Source organism: Stenotrophomonas sp. Pemsol, from assembly GCF_003586545.1.
GTDB classification, from domain to species: Bacteria; Pseudomonadota; Gammaproteobacteria; order Xanthomonadales; family Xanthomonadaceae; genus Stenotrophomonas; species Stenotrophomonas sepilia.
Genome location: NZ_CP025780.1, coordinates 2,577,302 through 2,597,767, shown reverse-complemented (window position 1 = coordinate 2,597,767; position 20,466 = coordinate 2,577,302). Strand labels below are relative to the sequence as shown.

18 protein-coding genes are annotated in these 20,466 nt (G+C 67.1%); 7 read left to right on the top strand and 11 right to left on the bottom strand.

Annotated elements, in window-relative coordinates:
* Positions 1 to 16: 16 nt before the first annotated feature.
* From PEM_RS12075 to PEM_RS12065, 3 genes are all read right to left on the bottom strand, one after another.
* Positions 17 to 607, bottom strand: a complete 591-nt coding sequence (locus tag PEM_RS12075; protein ID WP_005418147.1) for an HAD family hydrolase — start codon at positions 605 to 607, stop codon at positions 17 to 19.
* 78 nt (positions 608 to 685) lie between these two features.
* On the bottom strand, positions 686 to 2,758 hold the full coding sequence (gene metG / locus PEM_RS12070) for a methionine--tRNA ligase (RefSeq protein ID WP_065179247.1): 2,073 nt from the start codon (positions 2,756 to 2,758) through the stop codon (positions 686 to 688).
* A 99-nt stretch (positions 2,759 to 2,857) separates the two neighbouring features.
* On the bottom strand, positions 2,858 to 3,301 hold the full coding sequence (locus PEM_RS12065; protein ID WP_065179246.1) for a DUF2147 domain-containing protein: 444 nt from the start codon (positions 3,299 to 3,301) through the stop codon (positions 2,858 to 2,860).
* A 763-nt stretch (positions 3,302 to 4,064) separates the two neighbouring features.
* Between PEM_RS12065 and PEM_RS12055 the strand changes: the two genes are divergently transcribed.
* The 5 genes from PEM_RS12055 to PEM_RS12035 all read left to right on the top strand — a co-directional run bounded on the left by PEM_RS12055 (position 4,065) and on the right by PEM_RS12035 (position 10,036).
* Positions 4,065 to 5,240, top strand: a complete 1,176-nt coding sequence (locus PEM_RS12055) for a phosphoglycerate kinase (protein ID WP_111128039.1) — start codon at positions 4,065 to 4,067, stop codon at positions 5,238 to 5,240.
* Positions 5,237 to 5,890, top strand: coding sequence for an HAD hydrolase-like protein (locus tag PEM_RS12050; protein ID WP_065179512.1), 654 nt, complete (start codon positions 5,237 to 5,239; stop codon positions 5,888 to 5,890). The genes PEM_RS12055 and PEM_RS12050 overlap by 4 nt, the downstream gene beginning before the upstream one ends.
* Positions 5,891 to 6,068: 178 nt before the next feature.
* The gene (gene pyk, locus PEM_RS12045) at positions 6,069 to 7,535 is read left to right on the top strand and encodes a pyruvate kinase (protein ID WP_005418863.1); all 1,467 of its coding nucleotides are present in this window, start codon (positions 6,069 to 6,071) and stop codon (positions 7,533 to 7,535) included.
* A gap of 224 nt (positions 7,536 to 7,759) precedes the next feature.
* Positions 7,760 to 8,764, top strand: a complete 1,005-nt coding sequence (locus PEM_RS12040; RefSeq protein WP_019660018.1) for a class I fructose-bisphosphate aldolase — start codon at positions 7,760 to 7,762, stop codon at positions 8,762 to 8,764.
* Positions 8,765 to 8,893: 129 nt separating this feature from the next.
* Positions 8,894 to 10,036: a hypothetical protein gene (locus PEM_RS12035; RefSeq protein WP_005418859.1), complete on the top strand. Its 1,143-nt coding sequence runs from the start codon at positions 8,894 to 8,896 to the stop codon at positions 10,034 to 10,036.
* A 92-nt stretch (positions 10,037 to 10,128) separates the two neighbouring features.
* Here the strand turns inward: PEM_RS12035 and PEM_RS12030 are convergent, their stop codons facing one another.
* Positions 10,129 to 10,728 (bottom strand): O-acetyl-ADP-ribose deacetylase, encoded by a 600-nt coding sequence (locus PEM_RS12030; RefSeq protein WP_111128037.1) that lies wholly within the window; start codon positions 10,726 to 10,728, stop codon positions 10,129 to 10,131.
* A 210-nt stretch (positions 10,729 to 10,938) separates the two neighbouring features.
* Positions 10,939 to 11,898 (bottom strand): cysteine synthase A, encoded by a 960-nt coding sequence (cysK, locus tag PEM_RS12025; protein ID WP_061479314.1) that lies wholly within the window; start codon positions 11,896 to 11,898, stop codon positions 10,939 to 10,941.
* 209 nt (positions 11,899 to 12,107) lie between these two features.
* On the opposite strand from cysK, the gene PEM_RS12020 reads away from it, so the two are divergent.
* Complete coding sequence (locus tag PEM_RS12020; protein ID WP_111128035.1) at positions 12,108 to 13,091, top strand: LysR family transcriptional regulator; 984 nt, start codon at positions 12,108 to 12,110, stop codon at positions 13,089 to 13,091.
* Between the two features lie 342 nt (positions 13,092 to 13,433).
* On the opposite strand, the gene PEM_RS12010 is transcribed toward PEM_RS12020, so the two are convergent.
* The 5 genes from PEM_RS12010 to PEM_RS11990 form a co-directional block, all read right to left on the bottom strand.
* The gene (locus PEM_RS12010) at positions 13,434 to 13,838 is read right to left on the bottom strand and encodes a VOC family protein (protein WP_053498965.1); all 405 of its coding nucleotides are present in this window, start codon (positions 13,836 to 13,838) and stop codon (positions 13,434 to 13,436) included.
* Entirely contained in the window at positions 13,835 to 14,905 is a 1,071-nt protein-coding gene (locus PEM_RS12005) for a serine hydrolase domain-containing protein (protein WP_053498963.1), read from the bottom strand. The genes PEM_RS12010 and PEM_RS12005 overlap by 4 nt, the downstream gene beginning before the upstream one ends.
* 16 nt (positions 14,906 to 14,921) lie before the next feature.
* Positions 14,922 to 16,862, bottom strand: coding sequence for a DUF885 family protein (locus PEM_RS12000; RefSeq protein WP_065196955.1), 1,941 nt, complete (start codon positions 16,860 to 16,862; stop codon positions 14,922 to 14,924).
* Positions 16,863 to 16,956: 94 nt separating this feature from the next.
* Positions 16,957 to 17,745, bottom strand: a complete 789-nt coding sequence (locus PEM_RS11995) for a queuosine precursor transporter (protein WP_065185485.1) — start codon at positions 17,743 to 17,745, stop codon at positions 16,957 to 16,959.
* Complete coding sequence (locus PEM_RS11990; RefSeq protein WP_005418129.1) at positions 17,742 to 18,425, bottom strand: DUF502 domain-containing protein; 684 nt, start codon at positions 18,423 to 18,425, stop codon at positions 17,742 to 17,744. The genes PEM_RS11995 and PEM_RS11990 overlap by 4 nt, the downstream gene beginning before the upstream one ends.
* Positions 18,426 to 18,501: 76 nt before the next feature.
* On the opposite strand from PEM_RS11990, the gene PEM_RS11985 reads away from it, so the two are divergent.
* Entirely contained in the window at positions 18,502 to 19,818 is a 1,317-nt protein-coding gene (locus tag PEM_RS11985; protein WP_111126974.1) for a hypothetical protein, read from the top strand.
* Between the two features lie 135 nt (positions 19,819 to 19,953).
* Here the strand turns inward: PEM_RS11985 and PEM_RS11980 are convergent, their stop codons facing one another.
* Positions 19,954 to 20,406 (bottom strand): DUF4442 domain-containing protein, encoded by a 453-nt coding sequence (locus PEM_RS11980; protein ID WP_061479664.1) that lies wholly within the window; start codon positions 20,404 to 20,406, stop codon positions 19,954 to 19,956.
* Positions 20,407 to 20,466: the final 60 nt, after the last annotated feature.

Genomic DNA, 20,466 nt, shown 5'->3' with positions numbered 1-20,466 from the left:
AAGGCTGCGCGTTGGGTTATTTCAGGGGCTTGCCGCGGAACCAGCGCTCGTGGGCCAGCGCCAGCATCGGCTTGTCTTCGGAACTGTCACCATAGGCATGGATGCGCACGTAGCGCGACAGATCGAACTGGCGGCGGATGTGCTCGACCTTGCGCGGGCCGCAGTCGCCACCAGCGTAACGGCCGGTCAGGCGGCCGTCCTGGCTTTCCAGCCGGTTGCAGATCAGCTGCAGGCCCAGCTGCTCGCACCACGGCCGCAGGTACAGGTCCAGCGAGCCGGACACGATCACGACGGTGTGCTGCTGTTCCTTGTGCCAACGGATCTGCTCCAGCATTTCCGGGCGCACCACGTCGGGCAGGAACTCGCGCGAGAAGCCTGCGGCCAGCGTGGCGATGTCATCGCTGTGGCGGTCACTGAAGGTCAGGCGGGTGACGCGTGCACGGATGCGTTCGGCCGAGATCAGCTTCAACCTGTACGCGGCCAGCCACGGCCCGACTTTCCACCATGCCTGTGCCAGCTGTTCGGCGGTGGCCACGCGGCGCAGGAAGCGGCCATAGGTATCGCAGGTGGTCACGGTGTGGTCGAAGTCGAACAGCGCCAGTTCCATTGCGTTGCTTCCCATCGCGTTGCCTCCCGGGGCCGGAGCTGCCGACGGGCGCGGCCGTAACCACGCCCGCTGCAGACATCAGCGAACCGGCATGCCCGGCTGCGCGCCGCTGTCGGCGTCCAGCAGCGCCAGTGCGCCACCGTCGAAGCCGGCCGACAGGATCATGCCTTCGCTCAGGCCGAAGCGCATCTTGCGCGGGGCCAGGTTGGCGATGAATACCACGCTGCGACCCACCAGCTTCTCCGGTTCGCCGTAGCTGCCACGGATGCCGGAGAAGATCTGACGCTTGCCCAGCTCGCCGGCGTCCAGTTCGAAGCGCAGCAGCTTGTCCGAACCTTCCACGAACTCGCAGACCAGCACCTTGCCGATGCGCAGGTCGAGCTTGGCGAAATCGTCGATGCCGATGTAGGCCGGCGCGTCGGCGCTCTTTGCTTCGTCCTTGGCCGGGGCCGGGGCCGGGGCGGCCGGCTTGGCAGCGGGGGCAGCGGCAGCCGCCGGCTGCAGGGTGTCCTTGGAGGCGTCGATCATGGCGTCAATCTTCTTCGGGTCAATACGGGTGAACAGCGGGGTGTACTCGGTGATGCGGTGTCCCAGCAGCGGTTGCGCCAGCTCGGTCCAGTCGTTCACCGGCGCGGCCAGGAAGGCCTCGGCCTGCGCGGCGGTGGCCGGCAGCACCGGCTTCAGGGCGGTGACCAGCACGCGGAACAGGTTCAGGCCCTGGCTGCACACGGCCTGCAGCTGCGCATCGGCGCCTTCCTGCTTGGCGATGACCCACGGCTTGACGTCGTCGATGTAGCGGTTGGCTTCGTCGGCCAGGGTCATGGTCAAGCGGATCGCCGCAGCCGGGTCGTTGCGCTCGTAGGCTTCACGGATCGGCGCCAGCCCATCGACGAAGCGCTGGTACTGCGCCGCGTCGGGCAGCTGCGCGGCCAGCTGGCCGTCGAAGCGCTTGCTGATGAAGCCGGCGCAGCGGCTGGCCAGGTTGACGAACTTGCCGACCAGGTCGGCGTTGACGCGGGCGATGAAGTCGCCCAGGTTCAGGTCGAGATCGTCGACGCCACCGCCGGACTTGGCGGCGTAGTAGTAGCGCAGCGCTTCCGGCTCCAGGCCGGCATCGAGGAAGGTACGGGCCATCACGAAGGTGCCGCGCGACTTGCTCATCTTGGCGCCGTCCACGGTCAGGTAGCCGTTGACGTGCAGGCGGGTCGGCGCGCGGTGGCCGGTTCCGTGCAGTACCGCCGGCCAGAACAGGCCATGGAAGTTGACGATGTCCTTGCCGATGAAGTGGTGCAGTTCGGTGGCGGTGCCGGCACGCAGGTGCGCTTCGAAGTCCTCACCGATCCTGCCGCACAGGGTCTGGAAGCTGGACAGGTAGCCGATCGGTGCATCCAGCCAGACATAGAAGTACTTGCCCGGCTGGCCGGGAATCTGGAAGCCGAAGTACGGCGCATCGCGCGAGATGTCCCACGCGCGCAGGCCACCCTCGGCATTGAGCCACTCGCCCAGCTTGGCCTTCACGCCCGGCAGGGCGACATCGCCGGCCAGCCATTCGCGCAGGAACGCATCGAAGTGACCCACCTCGAAGAAGAAGTGCTCCGAATCGCGCATTTCCGGCGTGGCACCGGAGATGACCGAACGCGGTTCCTTCAGGTCGGTCGGTGCGTAGGTCGCGCCGCAGACTTCGCAGTTGTCGCCGTACTGGTCGGGACTGCCGCAGTTCGGACAGATGCCCTTGACGTAGCGGTCGGGCAGGAACATGCCCTTGGCCGGGTCGTAGAACTGCGCGACCGAACGGCGGCTGATGTGGCCGGCCGCTTCCAGCTTCAGGTAGAACTGCTCGGTCAACGCCTTGTTGGCCGCCGAATTGGTCGAGTCGTAGTGGTCGAAGGCCACGCCGAAGGCGGCGAAGTCACGTTCGTGGCTGGCCTGGATGTTGGCGATGAAGGTTTCCGGGGTGACCCCGGCCTTTTCCGCGGCCAGCATGATCGGTGTGCCGTGGGTGTCATCGGCGCAGACGAACCAGGTCCTGCCGCCGCTCATTCGCCGCGCACGTACCCAGATGTCAGCCTGGATGTAGCCGACCAGGTGGCCCAGGTGCAGCGGGCCGTTGGCGTAGGGCAGGGCGGTGGTGACGAGCGCGGTACGGGTCATGGTCGCGGGTGGATCCGAGGGGAACCGCAGATTATCGCATGCCCGCAACGACGTGACCCGGCCGGGGCCGGGTCACGGGTTGACGGAGGTGCGGGGCGCTTATTCGCGCTGCCAGGTCTGCGCGCGGCAGATGAAGGCGATGCAGCCGGACACGTCCAGCCGGGTGCCGCCGGGCTGCAGTTCCATCTTCGACTTGTAGGTCTTGCCGTTGGCCGGGTCGAGGATGGTGCCGCCGGACCACTTGTTGGCGCCGTCGGCCTTCAGGTTCCAGAGGATGGTCATGCCCTTCACCGGCTTGTTCCTGTTGGCGCCTTCACAGCCGTCACAGACCGGGTTCGGGCCCTTGTCCGAGTGCAGGATGTCGACCACCTTGCCGGTCAGCGTGCCGTTGGGGGCCTGGGTGATCTCGACGATCGACTTCACCTTGCCGGTCTTGTCGTCGATGGTCTTCCAGCGGCCGGCGGCGCCGTCGGCGGCCTGCGCCGAGAGTGCGGCCAGGCACATCGGCAATGCCAGCAGCAGGGTCTTGAAGGTCTTGCGCATGGTCCCCTCCCAGGGTTCATTCCGGCACGGTGCCGGCATGGGTCGACTGTATACCCATTCGGCGGAGTATGGGGAAGGGGGCGTTGCAGGGTTGCGCCCTGCACCCGCGGTAGTGCCGGCCGCTGGCCGGCAACCTCAACGGCGGGATTCCTTGGGATGGCGGGGCGGTGTGGGTGGCGGGTGATACGGGACATAAGGGACCTCCAAGTGCGATCAAAGTATCGCTTCTTGGCGTCCGCTGACGGGGGGCCAGATCAGATACCCCTGCCCCGCCTACCCGCCCGGCCTCTGACAATTTCCGTGTGCGTCCACCCACGGAAAGAAAAAAAGAAGAGCAAAAGCTGCTTGGCAGGGCGCTCTTTGTAGAGCCGAACCCATGCTCGGCTGCTGTTCGCGATAGACCCAGCCGAGCACGGGCTCGGCTCTACATTTTTCTCCGACACCAGAAACCGCTTTTGCCTTTGCCATCTGCATCACCTCAGGTGCCTGTCGAGGCCGGGGCGGTGTGGGCTGGCAGGGGTGTCAGCCGCATGGATGCGGCTGCCAAGCCTCCAGGGATGGATTCACGGCGTCCCCTGCCAGCCCACACCACCCCGGCCCACTCACAGCACCACGAAGCGCCAGCGCTTTGGCCGTTGCCGTTGCTGTTGCATTTGCCCCGCGCCTCTGCCTGCCGCAGGCATCGGCCCTCCCACCAGCCGCACCCGATACAATGGCCGTCTGCCGCAGACCGGCATCCCGTCCCCGAGCCAAAGAGTTGCCCATGTCCATTGTCCGCATGACCGACCTCGACCTCTCCGGCAAGCGCGTGCTGATCCGCCAGGATCTGAACGTGCCGATCGAGAATGGCCGCATCACCTCCGAACAGCGCATCACCGCTTCGTTGCCGACGCTCAAGCGCGCGCTGGAGCAGGGCGCGGCGGTGATGGTCACCTCGCACCTGGGGCGCCCGAAGGAAGGCGTGTGGAGCGAGGCCGATTCGCTGGCACCGGTCGCCCAGCGCCTGTCCGAACTGCTGGGCCGCGACGTTCCGCTGGTGCGCGACTGGGTCGACGGCGTCGACGTGCAGCCGGGCCAGCTGGTGCTGCTGGAAAACTGCCGCATGAACGTCGGCGAGGGCAAGGATGCCGAGGCCCTGTCGAAGAAGTACGCCGCCCTGTGCGACGTGTTCGTGATGGATGCCTTCGGTACCGCGCACCGTGCGCAGGCCTCCACCCATGGTGTCATCCGCTTCGCACCGGTCGCGGCCGGTGGCCCGCTGCTGATGGCCGAGCTGGACGCGCTGGCGCAGGCGCTGGATGCACCGGCCAAGCCGCTGCTGGCCATCGTCGCCGGCAGCAAGGTCAGCACCAAGCTGGAGTTGCTGGCCAATCTGGTTGGCAAGGTCGACCAGCTGATCGTCGGTGGCGGCATCGCCAACACCTTCATCGCCGCAGCTGGCTACAACGTCGGCAAGTCCCTGTACGAGCCGGACCTGCTGGATACCGCGAAGAAGATCGTGGCCGATGCCAAGGCACGCGGCGCCGACATTCCGCTGCCGGTTGACGTGGTCACCGCCAAGCAGTTCCTGCCCGACGCTGCCGCGGAAGTGAAGGCGGTCGATGCCGTTGCCGAAGACGACCTGATCCTGGACATCGGCCCGCAGACCGCCGCGCAGTACGCGCAGCTGATCGAGAAGGCCGGCACCGTGGTCTGGAACGGCCCGGTCGGCGTGTTCGAGTTCGAGTCCTTCAGCAAGGGTACCGAAGCGCTGGCCCGCGCGATCGCCAGCTCGAAGGCGTTCTCCATCGCCGGCGGTGGCGACACCCTGGCCGCAGTCGACAAGTTCGATATCGCCGGCGACGTCAGCTACATCTCCACTGGTGGTGGTGCGTTCCTGGAGTTCCTGGAAGGCAAGACCCTGCCGGCAGTGGCGGCACTCGACGCGCGCGGCGCATGAGCGCCGAGCGCGGCAAGGATGTGCTGTTCTTCGATCTCGACGGCACGCTGATCGATTCGCAGGTGGGCATCACCGCCTGCATCGCCTATGCGCTGCAGAAGATGGACCATCCGGTGCCGCCGCAGGAAACCCTGCTGGGCTGGATCGGTCCTTCGCTGCGCACCACCTTCGCGCCGTTGTTCGTCGAACCGGCGCGGGTGGAACAGGCCGTGGGCTACTACCGGGAGCGCTTCGACGTCGAAGGCTGGCGCGAGCACACGGTGTACCCGCAGGTGGAAGGCACGCTGCGCACGCTGCATGGCCGTGGACACCGGCTGGCGGTGGTCACTGCCAAGAACGAGCCGCACGCGCGCCGCATCCTCGCCCACCTGCCGTTCGGTGGGCTGTTCGAGGAGATCGTCGGTTCAACCCTGGATGGCTCGCGCAGCCACAAGCCGGAACTGGTCGGCGAGGCACTGCGCCGGCTGCAGGTGCAGCCTGCACAGTGCTGGATGATCGGCGACCGGCGCATGGACATCGAAGGCGCGCGCCACCACGGCCTGCGTAGTGTCGGCGTGCTGTGGGGCTTTGGCGGAGAGGCGGAATTGACCGAAGCCGGTGCCAGCCAACTGGCACGTGAGCCGGCGCAGCTGGAAGCGCTGCTGGCCTAGCTTCCTGTGGAGCCGAGCCCATGCTCGGCTCCACAGAACCGCCCCCCTGCGCCAGCGTATGTCCGGATGATGTCCATTCCATGACCCGCGAAGTCAGGCGGCACAAGGCTGTAACCGTATACATGCGGCGTGAAGGATGTGCTAATTTCCGTTCTTTATCGGGAGAGGCCCATCCACCATGTTCGAGCGTCAGCGTCGCACCAAGATCCTTGCCACCCTCGGTCCGGCCACTGACCCGCCGGGCGTGCTGGAGGATCTGTTCCGCGCCGGCGTCAACGTGGTGCGCCTGAACTTCAGCCATGGCGATCCGTCCGGCCAGGCCAAGCGTGCCGCCGAAGTGCGTGCCGCTGCGGCCCGCGTGGGCGTGGAAGTGGGCATCCTGGCCGACCTGCCGGGCCCGAAGATCCGCATCGAGCGCTTCGCCGAAGGCAAGGTGCAGCTGAAGGCGGGCGACCGCTTCGACCTGATCGCCAGCGAGAACGCCGGCCCGGGCACTGCCAGCGAGGTGGGCGTGAGCTACCTCGGCCTGCCGCAGGACGTCGGCCCGGGTGATGTGCTGCTGCTCGACGACGGCCTGATGCAGTTGCAGGTGGTGGAAGTACAGGGCGACCGTATCGTCAACACCGTGCTCAACGATGGTGTGTTGTCCGACCGCAAGGGCCTGAACAAGCAGGGCGGCGGCCTCTCGCTGGGTGCGCTGACCGAGCGCGACAAGGAGCTGATCGGCATCGTTGCCAAGATTGGCGTGGACTTCATCGCCGTGTCGTTCTGCCGCAATGCGCAGGACATGAACGATGCGCGCGACATCGCCCGTTCGCACGGCTGTGATGCCGCGCTGGTGTCGAAGATCGAGCGCACCGAGGCAATCGAGAACCTGGAAGAAATCGTCGAGGCCAGCGACGTGGTGATGGTCGCCCGTGGCGACCTGGGCGTGGAAATCGGCGATGCCGAGCTGCCGGGCCTGCAGAAGAAGATCATCAAGGCGTCGCTGGCGCAGAACAAGGTGGTGATCACCGCCACGCAGATGCTGCAGTCGATGGTGGAAAGCCCGATCCCGACCCGCGCCGAAGTACTGGACGTGGCCAACTCGGTCATCGACGGCACCGACGCAGTGATGCTGTCGGCGGAAACTGCCGCTGGCGCCTACCCGGTCAAGGCCGTGGAGGCGATGGCACGCATCTGCCTGGGTGCCGAGCGCCAGTTCCAGACCGAGACCGACTTCAACGCGTCGCCGCGCAACCTGGAACGTGCCGACCAGGCGATTGCCATGGCCACCATGTTCCTGTCGCAGCACGTGGGCGTGCGCGCGATCGTGGCGATGACCGAATCCGGTGGCACCGCACGTTACCTGTCGCGTTTCAGGGCCAAGGCGCCGGTGTTCGCGGTGACCCGCCATGACGGTGCGCGCCGGCAGATGGCGCTGATGCGCGATGTGTTCCCGATCAACTTCGACAGCCGCGGCCTGACCCCGCGTGAAGCCGCGCGCGGCAGCATCCGCCTGCTGGTGGAATCGGAACTGCTGCAGGCCGGTGATCGCGTCGTGTTCACCAGTGGCGAGCACATGGAAACCCACGGTGCCACCAATACCCTGCGCCTGCTGGAAGTGGGTGAGGACGGCCGCGCCATCGGCCTGGGCGACCTGTAAGCCTTGACGGTCGGGTCGGCGCTGCCGATCTGGGGTCAGAGCCCCTGCGGGGATCTGACCCCGTACTGACCAGGGGTCAGATCCCCGAGGGGGCTCTGACCCCATGCCGCAGGACATCCTTTGTCCTGCGTAGACGTGGAAGCGTTTCCATCCTGTCCTCCACGGCGAGGCAACGGGCCGCGGGGCTATACTTGTGTTTTTCCCGCACCCGCCACAGGAAATACATGAGCATCGAACAGCTGGCTGAAACCGCCCAGGCCATGGTCGCCCCGGGCAAGGGCATCATCGCGATCGACGAATCCACCGCTACCATCGCCAAGCGTTTCGCCGGCGTCGGTATCGAGAACACCGAGGAGAACCGTCGCGCCTACCGCGAGCTGCTGCTGACCACGCCGAAGCTCAACGAGCACATTTCCGGCGCCATCCTGTTTGACGAAACCATCCGCCAGTCGACCAAGGACGGCGTGCCGTTCGCCAAGTACATGGCCGACCACGGCATGATTCCGGGCATCAAGGTGGACAAGGGGGCGCACCCGCTGGCCGGCTGCCCGGGCGAGCTGGTGACCGAAGGCCTCGATGGCCTGCGTGAGCGACTGCAGGAGTACTACAAGCTGGGCGCGCGCTTCGCCAAGTGGCGTGCCGTCATCAACATCGGCGAGAGCATCCCGTCGGGTACCTGCATCGAATCCAACGCCCATGCGCTGGCCCGCTATGCAGCGCTGTGCCAGGAATGCGGCCTGGTGCCGATGGTCGAGCCGGAAGTGATCATGGACGGCGATCATGACATCGAGACCTGCTACGAAGTCACCGAAGCCACCCTGCGTTCGCTGTTCGACGCCCTGTACCAGCAGAACGTGCTGCTGGAAGGCACCATCCTGAAGGCGTCGATGGTCATCTCCGGCAAGGACTGTGAAGAGCAGGCCGATGTCGAGGAAGTGGCCGAGTCGACCGTGATGTGCCTGAAGAGCACCGTGCCGGCGATCCTGCCGGGCGTCGTGTTCCTGTCCGGTGGCCAGAGCGACGAGCAGTCCACCGAGCACCTGAACGCGATGAACCAGCTGGGCAACCTGCCGTGGCCGCTGAGCTTCTCCTACGGCCGCGCCATGCAGCAGGCCGCGTTGAAGCTGTGGGCCAAGGACATGAAGGGCAACTACGCTGCTGCCCAGAAGACCGTGTACGAGCGCGCCAGGGACAACGGCCTGGCGGCGCTGGGCAAGTGGAACGGTTGATCCGTCCCATCGCTGGATGAACAAGGCAGCGCCGGCATCACGCCGGCGTTTGCTTTTGCGGGTATCTTTTCCGCCCCCATGCGCCTGGCCGGTGCGTGGGAACCACATGGAAGGCCAAGGAGAAACAACATGCGTTTGGCAGCAATCACACTGGCCGTAGCCACGGTCCTGGTCGCCGGCGGTTGCAACCGCATCGGCGGCGGCGCGGATGCGGGCAAGGCCGCGTCGCTCGATTTCGACAAGCCGGTATCCGGCGAGATCACCTCGCGCAGCGGCATCAACTACAACGACGGCAGCCACCACCAGCTCTACCAGATCAAGCTGGAAGACAAGCAACTGGTCGGACTGAAGCTGACCGGTTCGTTGAGTGGCTCGATTGCCGTGTTCAACAACGGCAGCCTGGTGGCCAGCAGCAACACCGGCTACGAGCGCGAAGGCGACGTCTCGCTGGCCTTCCGTGCCAACGGTGGCGGCATCTACCAGGTGGCGGTCAACGCCAACGGCTCGACCGACTATGGTCCGTACCGCCTGCGTGCCGAGAAGCTGGTGCCGTACGACGGCAAGCCGCTGGCGGGCAGCGGCGAGATCGTCGACATGCTGGCCGGTGGTTCCCAGGACTACACCCTGCAGGTGGACAAGGCCGGCCTGTACGAGATCCGCCTGGTGTCGGAGGTCTTCGATCCTGTGCTGAAGCTGTCGGGCCAGGGCGTGGATGCCGAGAATGACGACGGCGGTGACAGCACCAACTCGCGCCTGACCCTGTCGCTGAAGCCGGGCAAGTACACCCTGACCGCGCGTGGCCTGGGCGACGGCGTCAGCGGCATGTTCACCCTGTCGGCCACCCGCATCGAGCTGCCCGGCAATCTGGTCGAGCGCGATGGTACGGCGCTGCCGAAGTCGGGGAGCGTGTACACGATGCTCGACAACGATGGCCGCCGCCGCTTCCTGCTGTCCCTGGACCGCCCGGCCGATGTGCGCCTGGATGCGATCTCCAGCCAGGTCGATACCCTGCTGCGCGTGGTTGGCGGCGATGTCGAGCTGACCGACGACGACGGCGGCAACGGTACCAATTCACGCCTGGAAGAAACCCTGCCGGCCGGTCACTACACCGTCGATGTGTCCAGCCTGAACAATGGCGCAGGCATGGTGGAAGTGCGCGTGCAGGTGGATGGCGCGAGCGCCGACGGGGCCGCAGCCTCGGCGGCACGTGCCGCAGCCGACGCAGCCGCCGTGGCCGATGATGCCGCCGCGGTGGAAGCCTCCAGTCGCTGAGTGTGATCCACGCCGTGCGTGGAAGAGCACTACGCTGCAACGGAAAAGGCCGGGCAATGCCCGGCCTTTTCTTTTACCTGAAGCACCACGGTTCAGTGCGCGGCGGCAAGGCCCGCATCCCCCAGCGGCGGCAGCAGCGACCCGCGCGGTTCGCTGTCCGCGCTTTGCCCGGCGGCGCTCAACGCCTGCTGGTAGGCCTTGGCCGTCGCGGTATTGAACGCCACCAGCACGATGCGCATCGGTTGCGCATGGCTGCGCTGCCAGGCCAGTGTTTCGGTGACAGCGATCTGCGCGGCCTGGTACAACGGATAGCCATACACGCCGCAGCTGATCGCCGGGAAGGCGATGGAGTGCACGCCCAGTGATTCGGCCAGCTGCAGTGACTTCCAGTAGCAGTTGGCCAGCAACGCCGGTTCATCGCGCTGGCCGTCGTGCCAGACCGGGCCTACCGTGTGCAGTACATGGCGCGCCGGCAACGCATGGGCACCGGTGGCGCGCACTTCACCCGTCGGGCAACGCACGCCCGGGCGCAGCTCCGGCAACCGCTCGCACTCTGCCCGCAAGGCGGGGCCGGCCGCACGATGGATCGCGCCGTCGACACCGCCGCCACCGAGCAGCGTTTCATTGGCCGCGTTGACGATCGCATCCACCGCCAGGGTCGTGATGTCGCCCTGCCAAACCTCGATCTTCATGCGTCCGTCTCCTGCCTGTGAGGTGATCCGCGCAGCATCTGCGCCGGCTGTTCCCACGGTAGGGGACAGGGCATCGATGCTGCGTCATGACCGTCTCACGCGCTGCGATCCAACGGCCTTCGCGCACGATGGCGGGCGACGCCTTCACGCAGGCTGAAGCGGGAAGGGGGCGGATCCTTTTCCGCACGGAAAAGGCTCTGACCCCTGCTGTTACGGCAGGCCGGCCAGCCAGTCGTCGTCGGATCCTTCGTTCACATCGGCGAACAGCGGCGTGGAGAAGTAACGTTCACCGGTGTCCGGCAGCATCGCAAGGATCACCGAGCCCGGTTCAGCGCGGGCAGCGATGTCCAGCGCGCTGGCCACGGTGGCGCCGGCGGAGATGCCGACGAAGATGCCTTCCTCGGCGGCCAGGCGACGCGCGGTGGCGATCGCACGATCGTCTTCGACCGAGACCAGTTCATCCACCACGTCGCGGTTGAGCACGTCCGGCACGAAGTCCGGGGTCCAGCCCTGGATCTTGTGCGGCTTCCAGTCATCCCCCTTGAGCAGGGCGGCGCCGGCCGGTTCGGTGGCGATGATGCGGGTCTGCGGGCGTGCCACCTTCAGCACTTCGCCTACGCCAGTGAGCGTGCCGCCGGTGCCCCAGCCGCTGACGAAGTAGTCGAGCCGCTTGCCGGCGAAGTCGCGCAGGATCTCGGCAGCGGTGGTGTTGCGGTGATACGCCGGGTTGGCCGGATTGGCGAACTGGCTGGCCAGGAACCAGCCGTGCTGCTCGGCCAGCTCGGCCGCCCTGCGCACCATGCCGCTGCCGCGCTCGGCGGCCGGCGTCAGGATCACCTTGGCGCCGTAGGCACGCATCAGCTTGCGGCGCTCGACCGAGAAGGTTTCGACCATGGTGGCCACGAACTTGTAGCCGCGCGCGGCGGCGACCATCGCCAGTGCCACGCCGGTGTTGCCCGAGGTGGCCTCCACGATCGTGTCGCCCGGCTTGAGCAGGCCGCGTGCTTCGGCATCGAGGATGATCGCCAGCGCCAGGCGGTCCTTCACCGAGCCGCCCGGGTTGAACGACTCGACCTTGGCGTAGACGCTGACCTGTGGCGGCGCCAGGCGCTGCAGCCTGACGATGGGGGTGTTGCCGACGGTATCGAGGATGGAGTCGTACAGGGCCATGGGAGCGCTCCGGAAACGGGGCCGCGACGGGTCACGGCGGGCGAAGGGGGGAGGGCTGGCCGTTCAGGCCAGCGGCTGCCGGCTGACCGTAGCGCCGGCATATGACGCCCGGAAATGACCAGATACCTTTCTTAAACAACCTTTGGTTATAAGCTGGTGACGGCAATTGACCCTAGAGTGGACTTCCGCCCCATGCCACCTGCCTGCCCATGACGCTGACCCAGCTGCGCTACCTGGTAGCCATCGCCGACGCCGAGCTGAACATCACGCTGGCCGCCTCGCGCGTGCACGCCACCCAGCCCGGCCTGTCCAAGCAGCTCAAGCAGCTGGAGGACGAGCTCGGCTTCCTGCTGTTCGTGCGCAAGGGGCGCAGCCTGGAGTCGGTTACCCCGGCCGGAACCGAAGTCATCGCGCGTGCCCGCGCAGTGCTGGCCGAAGCCAACAACATCCGTACGTACGCGGCAAACCAGCGGCGCGAAAGCCAGGGCCAGCTGATCCTGACCACCACGCACACCCAGGCGCGCTTCGTGTTGCCGCCGGCGGTGGCGGCGATCAAGCAGGCCTATCCGCAGGTCAGCGTGCACCTGCAGCAGGCCGGTGAAACCGACGCGCTGGACCGCTTGAACCAGGGTGACGCCGATATCGCCATCATCAGCACCGCAGGCGGTGAGCCAACCGACGGCATCGCAGTGCCGCTGTTCCGCTGGCGGCGCCTGGTGGTGGTACCCAAGGGCCACCCGTTGGACCGCACCGGCCGCGCACCGGACCTGGCCGCGCTGGCCCGCCAGCCTTTGATCAGCTACGAATCCTCGACCCGACCGAACTCTTCCCTGCAACGCGCCTTCGCCGCCAATGGGCTGGTGCCCGACCTGGCGCTGACCGCGCTCGATGCCGACCTGATCAAGACCTACGTGCGCACCGGCCTGGGCGTAGGCCTGCTGGCCGAGATGGCGGTCAGTTCCAATGACGAAGACCTGAGGTCGTGGCCGGCGCCGGATCCGATCAGCGAGTGCATCGCCTGGGCGGTGTTGCCGCGCGACCGCGTGCTGCGTGATTACGCGCTGGAGCTGGTGCACGTGCTGGCCCCACAGATTGATCCGCGCGACCTGCGGCGGGTGCTGGATGGCAACCAGGCCGCAGCGTGGCCGGTGCCACCGACCTGGGAGTCGCTGACCCAGACCATCACGGTGTGAGGTGGGTCGAGCAGGGCGTGCAGCCCTGCACCTGCCGAATCAAAGGCAAAAGCCGAAGCAACAGCAACTGCTGGCTTCCGTGGGGCGGCGGGGCGGTGTGGGCAGGCAGGACACGCCGTAAACCCATCCCTGGGGGCTCGATGGCGCCATCCATGGCGCCAACGGTCCTGCCCACCCACACCGCCCCACCTCTGACAAATTCCTTCGGCTGTTGGTAGGTGTCGACCTTGGTCGACACGGTAGATCCACGCCATGCGTGGATGATGTTTCCGGTGGCGGCGATGGGTCGGCGATGGGGTCAGATCCCTTTTCCGTCGGAAAAGGGATCTGACCCCCGGGGCCTCAACCGACTTCGTACAGCTCCAGCGGCAGGCCATCCGGGTCGGCGAAGAAGGTGAAGCGGCGGCCGGTGTATTCGTCCACGCGGATCGGTTCGCAGTCCACGCCGTGGCTGGCCAGACGTTCGATGAACGGCTCCAGCGCAGCGACCCGGAACGCGAGGTGGCGCAGGCCCTGGGCCTCCGGGCGGCTGGGGCGGGGCGGTGGCGAGGGGAACGAGAACAGTTCCAGCTGGCTGCCGTCGGGCAGGGCCAGATCCAGCTTCCAGGAGTCTCGCGCGGCGCGGTGGTTCTCGGCCAGTACGCGCAGGCCGAGGATACGGACGTAGAAGTCTTTTGAACACGCATAATCGCTGCAGATCAGTGCCGCGTGGTGGATGCCCAGCAGGGCGTCGGAACCGGTGTTCATTGCAGGGTGTCCAGCCAGCGCTGGGCGATCTTCTGCGCCAGCGGGTACGGTTCGGGATCGTTGCGATTGGTCAGCACGATCACGGTCAAGTGCTTTTCCGGGTATCGCACGATCACATTTCGGAAGCCGATGCTTTCGCCGCTGTGCCATTGCACCGGGCCGTTCAGGCGCCATCCGAAGCCGTAGTGCGGCACATCCGGTTCGGATGTCGATGTGGCCGGGCTGAACATCGCGCGGCGCGAGGCCTTCGACAGCAGGCGGTCGTCGTACAGCGCCGCATCCCAGCGGGCGAGGTCGTCCAGCGAGGAGTAGATCCCGCCATCGCCGAGCACGGCACTGGTGGCGCTCTGGTCGGTGCGCTGCCAGCGGCCATCGATCCAGCTGTAGCCATAGGCGCGTGCGGCGATGGTATCGATGCCGTCCTGATGGGCCACGGTGTGGGCCATGCCTAGCGGGCGGAAGATGCGCTGTTGCAGGAAGGCTGCGAAATCCAGGCCGGAGGCGCGGCCGACGATCAGTGCCAGCAGCGCATAGCCGCTGTTGCTGTAGTGGTACTGCGTGCCCGGCGCGAAGTTCAGCCGGTCCTGGCGCGACAGCAGGGTCAGCACATCGGCGTCATGCACCTGCCGAGTGTCAGCCGGATCCATCAGGTCTTCGTAGTCGAGCAGGCCGCCGGTGTGCGATAGCAGCTGGCGGATCGTGATGGCCGCGGCAGCCGGGGGCAGTTCGGGCAGCCACTGCCGGGCAGGTTGATCCAGCCCAAGCCGGCCATCCTCCACCAGCAGCAGCACCGCCGCAGCGGTGAACTGCTTGCTGACCGAGGCCAGCCGGAAGTTGCTGGCCGGGGTGACGGCGGTGCCGTCCTCCACCACCGCCAGGCCGTAGCCACGGCGGAACACCGCTTGCCCGTCGTGCAGCACCAGGACTGCAGCGCCGGGTACCTGGCCGTCGTAGGCCTGCATCAGGCCGTCGATGCCCGCATCCGGTGGTTTCAGCACCGGTGCGGCGATACCCGTGGAAGGCAGCAGGCCCAGCACGACGGCGAACAGGGCGACGGCAGGGCGCATGACGGCTCCGGAGGGGTCAAGGTGAAGGCGTGGGCGTAGTGCTGGCCGGCTGCACCATCCAGCGTTCCATCTTGCGGTCAAGCACGTCCAGCGGCATCGAGCCGTCCTTCAGCAGTTCGGCGTGGAAGCGGCGCAGGTCGAAGGCGGCGCCCTGGCGCGCCTTGGCCTTGTCGCGCAGGGCAACGATGGTGGTCAGGCCGGCGACGTTCGATAGTGCCTGGCCGGGCTGGGCCATGATCCGCTCCACCTCGGCGTTGGCGTCGTCACTGCTCATGTCCACGGTCTTCTGCAGGTAGCTGACGGCCTGCTGCTTGCTCCAGCCCTGGGCGTTCACGCCGGTATCGGCTACCACGCGGGCGGCGCGCAGCAGGCGCGAGTACAGGTAGCCGATGCGGTCGTAGGGATCGGTGTAGATGCCCAGGTCCTCGCCCAGCGTTTCGGCGTACAGGCCCCAGCCTTCGACGAAGGCGAGATCGCCACCGAGGCGGCGGAAGCGTGGCAGCTTGGCCAGCTCCTGCTGCAGGCCCAGCTGGACGTGGTGGCCCGGGATCCCTTCATGCAGGTACTGCACCGGCACGTTCCAGCGCTTGCGGCTGGGCAGGTCGCGGGTGTTGATGTACAGCACGCCCGGTTGCCCGGCCGCCGACGGCTGATAGGCGGCAGCGGCGGCGGTCAGTGCGCGCTCCGGCTCCACCGCACGGACCTCCAGCGGTGCCTTCGGCAAGGTATCCAGCACCTGCGGCAGGCGTGCGCTGACCTGCTGCTGCACCTGGCGGTAGCGGTTGATCAGCGTGTTGGCGTCGCCGTACTGGAACTGGCGGTCGTTGCGCATGCTGCGCAGCAGCTTGGTGGGAGAGCCGCGCAGCTTGGCGTCCTTCATCACCGTGGCGATCTGCGCCTGCAGTTCCTGCACGCGCTGTTCGCCCAGCGCATGCAGTTGTGCGGCGGTCTGGTCGCTGGCGGTGGTCTGCACGATCAGGTTGGCGTACCAGGCCTGGCCATCGGGCAATGCGCCCAGGCCGCTGCTGGTGCGTGTGGCCGGCAGGTATTCGGTGGCGATGAAGCCGCGCAGGGCGCGGTAGGCCGGCATGATGCGCAGCTCGATCATGCGCTTGTATTCGGCGCTGATGCGCGCCTTGTCCTCAGCCGGGATGGTGTTCGGCATGGTGCGGATCGGCGACCAGAAAATGCTCTCCTCGGCGGTCGGCTTGATCACCGCATCCAGCTGCGGCAGCACTTTTTCCATCAGGTCGCGTGGTTGCACCACGCCGGCCTTCATGCCCTGGCGCATGTTGTCGATGGCCTGGTCGAACAGCTCGGGAATGCCCAGCGAACGGCGTGACCAGGTGTCGTAGTCCTGCACGGTGTTGAATGGCTGCGCGCCCGCACCGGAGCCGAGGATCGCCATGATGCTGCCGATGTTGTAGTACTGGCTGATCGGCATCATCCAGCTCGGGTAGCGCTCGGCGGCCAGCGATGCGCGCGCGTCGCGCACGAAGATCTCGTAGCTGAGCAGGTCCTGGCCCTGCAGGCCGTCACTGCCGAGCTTCTCGACCTTGCCCAGCCATTGCGTGGTGAAGTCGTGCGACTGCTGGCGCCAGGCGGCGGACAGGATGTTGGGCAGCTGGTCGTTGTAGCGGGCCTCGCCCTGGAAGGTCGCCTGCAGTGGATTCAACCGCATCGAGGCATCCCAGTATTCGTCGTACAGGCGCTCCAGCTGCACCTGCTTGGGTACGGCCCGGGCCGGGGCGACCGGGCGGGGCGCGGCGCGGCGCGCCGAGCTGCCACGCGCCGGCGCGGTGGCGCGGGCGGGCCTGGCCTTGGGCTTGGCAGCCTGGCGGGTCTGCGCAGCGGCAGGGCGGCTGGCCTTTTTCTTCGCTGCTTCGGCCGACGGCATGGCACTGAACAGGAACAACGCGGCAATGGCGGCGGCCAGGGCGCGGGTGGGATGCGGCATCAGGAGCTTCCGTGGAACACAGACCGTGGAGCTTGCACGATCCGGCCGCGTACGGCCAGCGTGAAGGCGCAGTCAGCTTTTTGCCGCTGGGGCTTCAGTCAGCCGCGGCCGCGGCGCGCAGGGCGGCGGCCCTGTCGGCGCCCAGGTAGCGGGTGATCGCGCGCCGCATCAGGTACAGCAACGGGATCAATGCGATCGCAAAGCCCATCTTGTAGATGTAGTTGACGCTGCTGACGGCCAGGAACAGCGACGTCGGCCAGTGCTGCGGGCCGAGCACGAAGGCGATCCAGATCACCACGAAGCTGTCCACCACCTGGGAGATCGCGGTGGATCCGGTCGCACGCAGCCACACGTGGCGCTCGCCGGTGGCCTGGCGGATGCGATGGAACACGGCCACGTCGATCAGCTGGCCGAGCAGGAAGGCCACCAGCGAACCGGCGATGGTCCACATGCCCTGGCCGAACACCGCGGCGAATGCCGCCTGGTAGTCCGGCACGCCGTGGCCGTCCATCGAGGTGACCCACCAGCTGGCCGGAGCCAGCGAGATCGCTGCGAAGGCGAACAGGAAGCCATAGGCGATCAGCACCACGGCCAACCACGAGATGAAGCGCACGCCGCGCTTGCCGAAAAACTCGTTGATCGTGTCGGTCATGATGAACACCACCGGCCACAGCAGGGTACCGGCGGTGAAGCTGAGCGAACCGGTCTGGCCAAACAGGTTCCAGTTCAGCGGATCGATGCCGAGGGTGTCTTCCAGCGCGAAGATCTTCACCCCGATCAGTTCGGCCAGCACGGCGTTGCCGCAGAAGAACGCGGCCAGCACGATGAACAGCAGGACCGCGCGGTCCTGCAGCGGGCGCTCGATCGGCGCCGCGGTTGTCATTCGCTGCGTTCGCCTGCGCGCGTGAACGGAACGCTGGACGGTGCGACGGCACCGCCGGAAATGATGAAGCTCATGGCCTGGTCGACGGTCCAGTCGGTCGGGGTCAGCAGCTCCACCGGCACGATCTCCAGGTAACCCGAGGTCGGGTTCGGTGTGGTTGGCACGTACACCGCGGCCAGTTCACGGTCGGTGCCGTGCTCCTTGATCACGCGGGTGACCAGCCCGACCGACTTCATGTCGCGGTGCGGGAAGTCGATCAGCACCACGCGCTGGGTGCTGCCCGGTTCGGTCTGCAACATGTCCAGCAGCTTCTTGGCGCTGTCGTAGATGATGCTGGCCAACGGAATGCGCTTGATCACCGCGCCGACCCAGCGCAGCAGGCGCTGGCCGAGCACACGGCGGCTGGCCACGCCCACCGCCAGGATCACCAGCAGGGTGGCCAGCAGGGCGATGGTGTTCTGGATCCACTCGGCACGGACCCAACCGAGGTAATGCGGGAAGCTTGTCGCGATCTGCTCGGAAAGCGGCACCACCAATGGGCTGGAAATGCCCGAAAGCAGCACGAACACGAACTTGACCACGACCCAGGTCAGCCAGATCGGCAGCAGGGTCAGCAGGCCGGTCAGGAACAGGCGCTGCAGGGAGGGGCGGGGGACCAGGGCGGGGGCTTCGAGCGACATGCGCGCATTGTAGCGGCCACGGCCGGTCGATTACGCTGGGGGATCGACTGCGGCAACGATGCATGGAAGGGAAGCTGTGTTGAAGATTCTGCGCGGACTGGGCTGGGCCCTGGCAGGACTGCTGGTGCTGGCCATCGTGGTGTGGTGCGCCTCGCGCATGTGGCCGGTGCCGGAATCACGGCTGCAGGCCCAGCAGCGGTTGCAGGCCCGCCTGCCCGCTGATGGCCGCAACGGCTTTGCGCTGCTGTGGACACTCGCGTTCGACGATCTCGACCCGGACCAGCGCGATCAGGCGTTGGCCCGGGATGTACAGCGCTGGGAGGCGGATCCGCGCGGCAATGGCGGCGCCCGTCCGCAGCTGGCAGAAGACCACGTCGAGCTGCATTCACGGCCTTCGGCCAGCTGCGGACCGACCGCCAGTGACTGCCTCGGCCAGGTGCGTGCGGACCCGCAGCGCTTCGTCGATGCCCACGCTGGCCACCAGCAGCTGCATGCGCGCCTGGACCAGCTGGCCGATGCGGATCACTTCGTGTCGCCGTTCCGGCCAAAAGGGGAAGGCATCCTGGTGCCGATGCCGGCCTATGGTTTGGTGATCGACGCCACCAGCGCACGCGCGCTGGCGTATGTGCAGGGTGATATCGACGGTGCGCTGCGTGGCAGTTGCCGGGGGCTGCAGCTGGGCCGCCGGCTGGTGACGGGCGGCAACTACCTGGTGGAGAGCATCATCGGTGCCAGCCTGGTGCAGGCCAATGCCCAGCTGCTGGCCGACATGCTGGTCGAACTGCCGGCCGACCAACCGCTGCCAGCGGAATGCGAGCAGGCGATGAAGCCGATGCGGGCCGCCGAACAGAGCCTGTGCCGTGCGATGCAGGGCGAGTATGCGATGAGCAGGGCTGCGATCGAAACCTCGGCGCAGGAGTTCGGTGGCGTGCTGGTACTCGATCGCAGCAGCACCCTGGCGCGAGTGGCGGGCAACCTGGGCTGGGCCTGTGGCGCGGCGGCGATGACCGCGCTGGAGGCGGATCGCCCGCTGCCGGTGCCGGCACCGCCGCAGCATGACTTCGGCTGCCTGTCGAACGTCATGGGGTGCGTGCTGGCCGATATCGCGGGCCCGGCCTATCCCGCGTATTCGTCACGGCCCCAGGATGCCGCCGCGATGGTGCGGCTGATCGGTGCGCAACGCTGGCTGCGACAGCAGGCCGAGGACCCTGTGGATGCGCTGAAGCGCTTGCCTGCCCAGTTCCGCTCGCAGGTGCGGACACCGCAGTTGTCGGCCGATGGCCGCCGCCTGCAGGTACCGCGGCGCACAGCGCCGCGCAGCACCGACGAGAGCCCATGGTTGTCGGTATCGCTGGTGGCAGGGGACGCCCCGGCCGCCGCCGCGCGCGACTGAGCAGCGGCGGCCAGTGCGCGCTGTCCTCGTCATCCTCGCGGCTGCCTTCGCTCCGCGTCGCACCGCAGGTGCACGCGCATACGCGCGCATCGGAGCCTCCCTGCCAGGGCAGCAGAGGACAGCGCCCGCGCCGGATCAGCGCGCGTGTGGCTTCAACCGCAGATAGACCTGCTTGCGCACCTGGGCGACCACCTCGCCGCTTTCGTCGACGACGTCGTTGCTGAACCAGCGCAGCACTTTCTCGCCGCCCGCCGCTTCGGCACGCAGTTCGGCCAGCAGCGCATCGTCGATGCGGAACGAGGTGCGCACCGTGCCCCGGCCAGGCTTGAGGAAATCGATCGCACCGGCCCGGTCCCACACGTAGTAGTCACGGCCGAGGATGTGCAGCAGGCCCAGCATCCAGAACGGGTCGGTCATCGCGAACAGGCTGCCGCCGAAATGCGTGCCGACGTAGTTGCGGTTCCACGGCCGCAGCCGCAGCTCGACGTCGATCTGCCGGTAATCGGGCGTGATGCGGGTGACATGGATGCCGGTGAACAGGAACGGTGGCCACAGGTTGATGCCGAAGCGGAACAGGCGGGCGTTCATGCGGGTCCGGGGCGCGAGGCGAGGTGCCCAGTCTAGCCATTCGCATGCGTATGTTGCACC

Excerpts from the sequence above, each read along its gene's own strand:
- PEM_RS12075 (WP_005418147.1), bottom strand. The coding sequence starts at position 607 with ATGGAACTGGCGCTGTTCGACTTCGACCACACCGTGACCACCTGCGAT.
- PEM_RS11990 (WP_005418129.1), bottom strand. The coding sequence starts at position 18,425 with ATGTCGCTCGAAGCCCCCGCCCTGGTCCCCCGCCCCTCCCTGCAGCGC.
- pyk (WP_005418863.1), top strand. The coding sequence starts at position 6,069 with ATGTTCGAGCGTCAGCGTCGCACCAAGATCCTTGCCACCCTCGGTCCG.
- PEM_RS12030 (WP_111128037.1), bottom strand. The coding sequence starts at position 10,728 with ATGAAGATCGAGGTTTGGCAGGGCGACATCACGACCCTGGCGGTGGAT.
- PEM_RS12035 (WP_005418859.1), top strand. The coding sequence starts at position 8,894 with ATGCGTTTGGCAGCAATCACACTGGCCGTAGCCACGGTCCTGGTCGCC.
- PEM_RS12040 (WP_019660018.1), top strand. The coding sequence starts at position 7,760 with ATGAGCATCGAACAGCTGGCTGAAACCGCCCAGGCCATGGTCGCCCCG.
- PEM_RS11995 (WP_065185485.1), bottom strand. The coding sequence starts at position 17,745 with ATGACAACCGCGGCGCCGATCGAGCGCCCGCTGCAGGACCGCGCGGTC.
- cysK (WP_061479314.1), bottom strand. The coding sequence starts at position 11,898 with ATGGCCCTGTACGACTCCATCCTCGATACCGTCGGCAACACCCCCATC.
- PEM_RS12000 (WP_065196955.1), bottom strand. The coding sequence starts at position 16,862 with ATGCCGCATCCCACCCGCGCCCTGGCCGCCGCCATTGCCGCGTTGTTC.
- PEM_RS12065 (WP_065179246.1), bottom strand. The coding sequence starts at position 3,301 with ATGCGCAAGACCTTCAAGACCCTGCTGCTGGCATTGCCGATGTGCCTG.
- PEM_RS12005 (WP_053498963.1), bottom strand. The coding sequence starts at position 14,905 with ATGCGCCCTGCCGTCGCCCTGTTCGCCGTCGTGCTGGGCCTGCTGCCT.
- PEM_RS12010 (WP_053498965.1), bottom strand. The coding sequence starts at position 13,838 with ATGAACACCGGTTCCGACGCCCTGCTGGGCATCCACCACGCGGCACTG.
- PEM_RS12055 (WP_111128039.1), top strand. The coding sequence starts at position 4,065 with ATGTCCATTGTCCGCATGACCGACCTCGACCTCTCCGGCAAGCGCGTG.
- PEM_RS12050 (WP_065179512.1), top strand. The coding sequence starts at position 5,237 with ATGAGCGCCGAGCGCGGCAAGGATGTGCTGTTCTTCGATCTCGACGGC.
- PEM_RS12020 (WP_111128035.1), top strand. The coding sequence starts at position 12,108 with ATGACGCTGACCCAGCTGCGCTACCTGGTAGCCATCGCCGACGCCGAG.
- metG (WP_065179247.1), bottom strand. The coding sequence starts at position 2,758 with ATGACCCGTACCGCGCTCGTCACCACCGCCCTGCCCTACGCCAACGGC.
- PEM_RS11980 (WP_061479664.1), bottom strand. The coding sequence starts at position 20,406 with ATGAACGCCCGCCTGTTCCGCTTCGGCATCAACCTGTGGCCACCGTTC.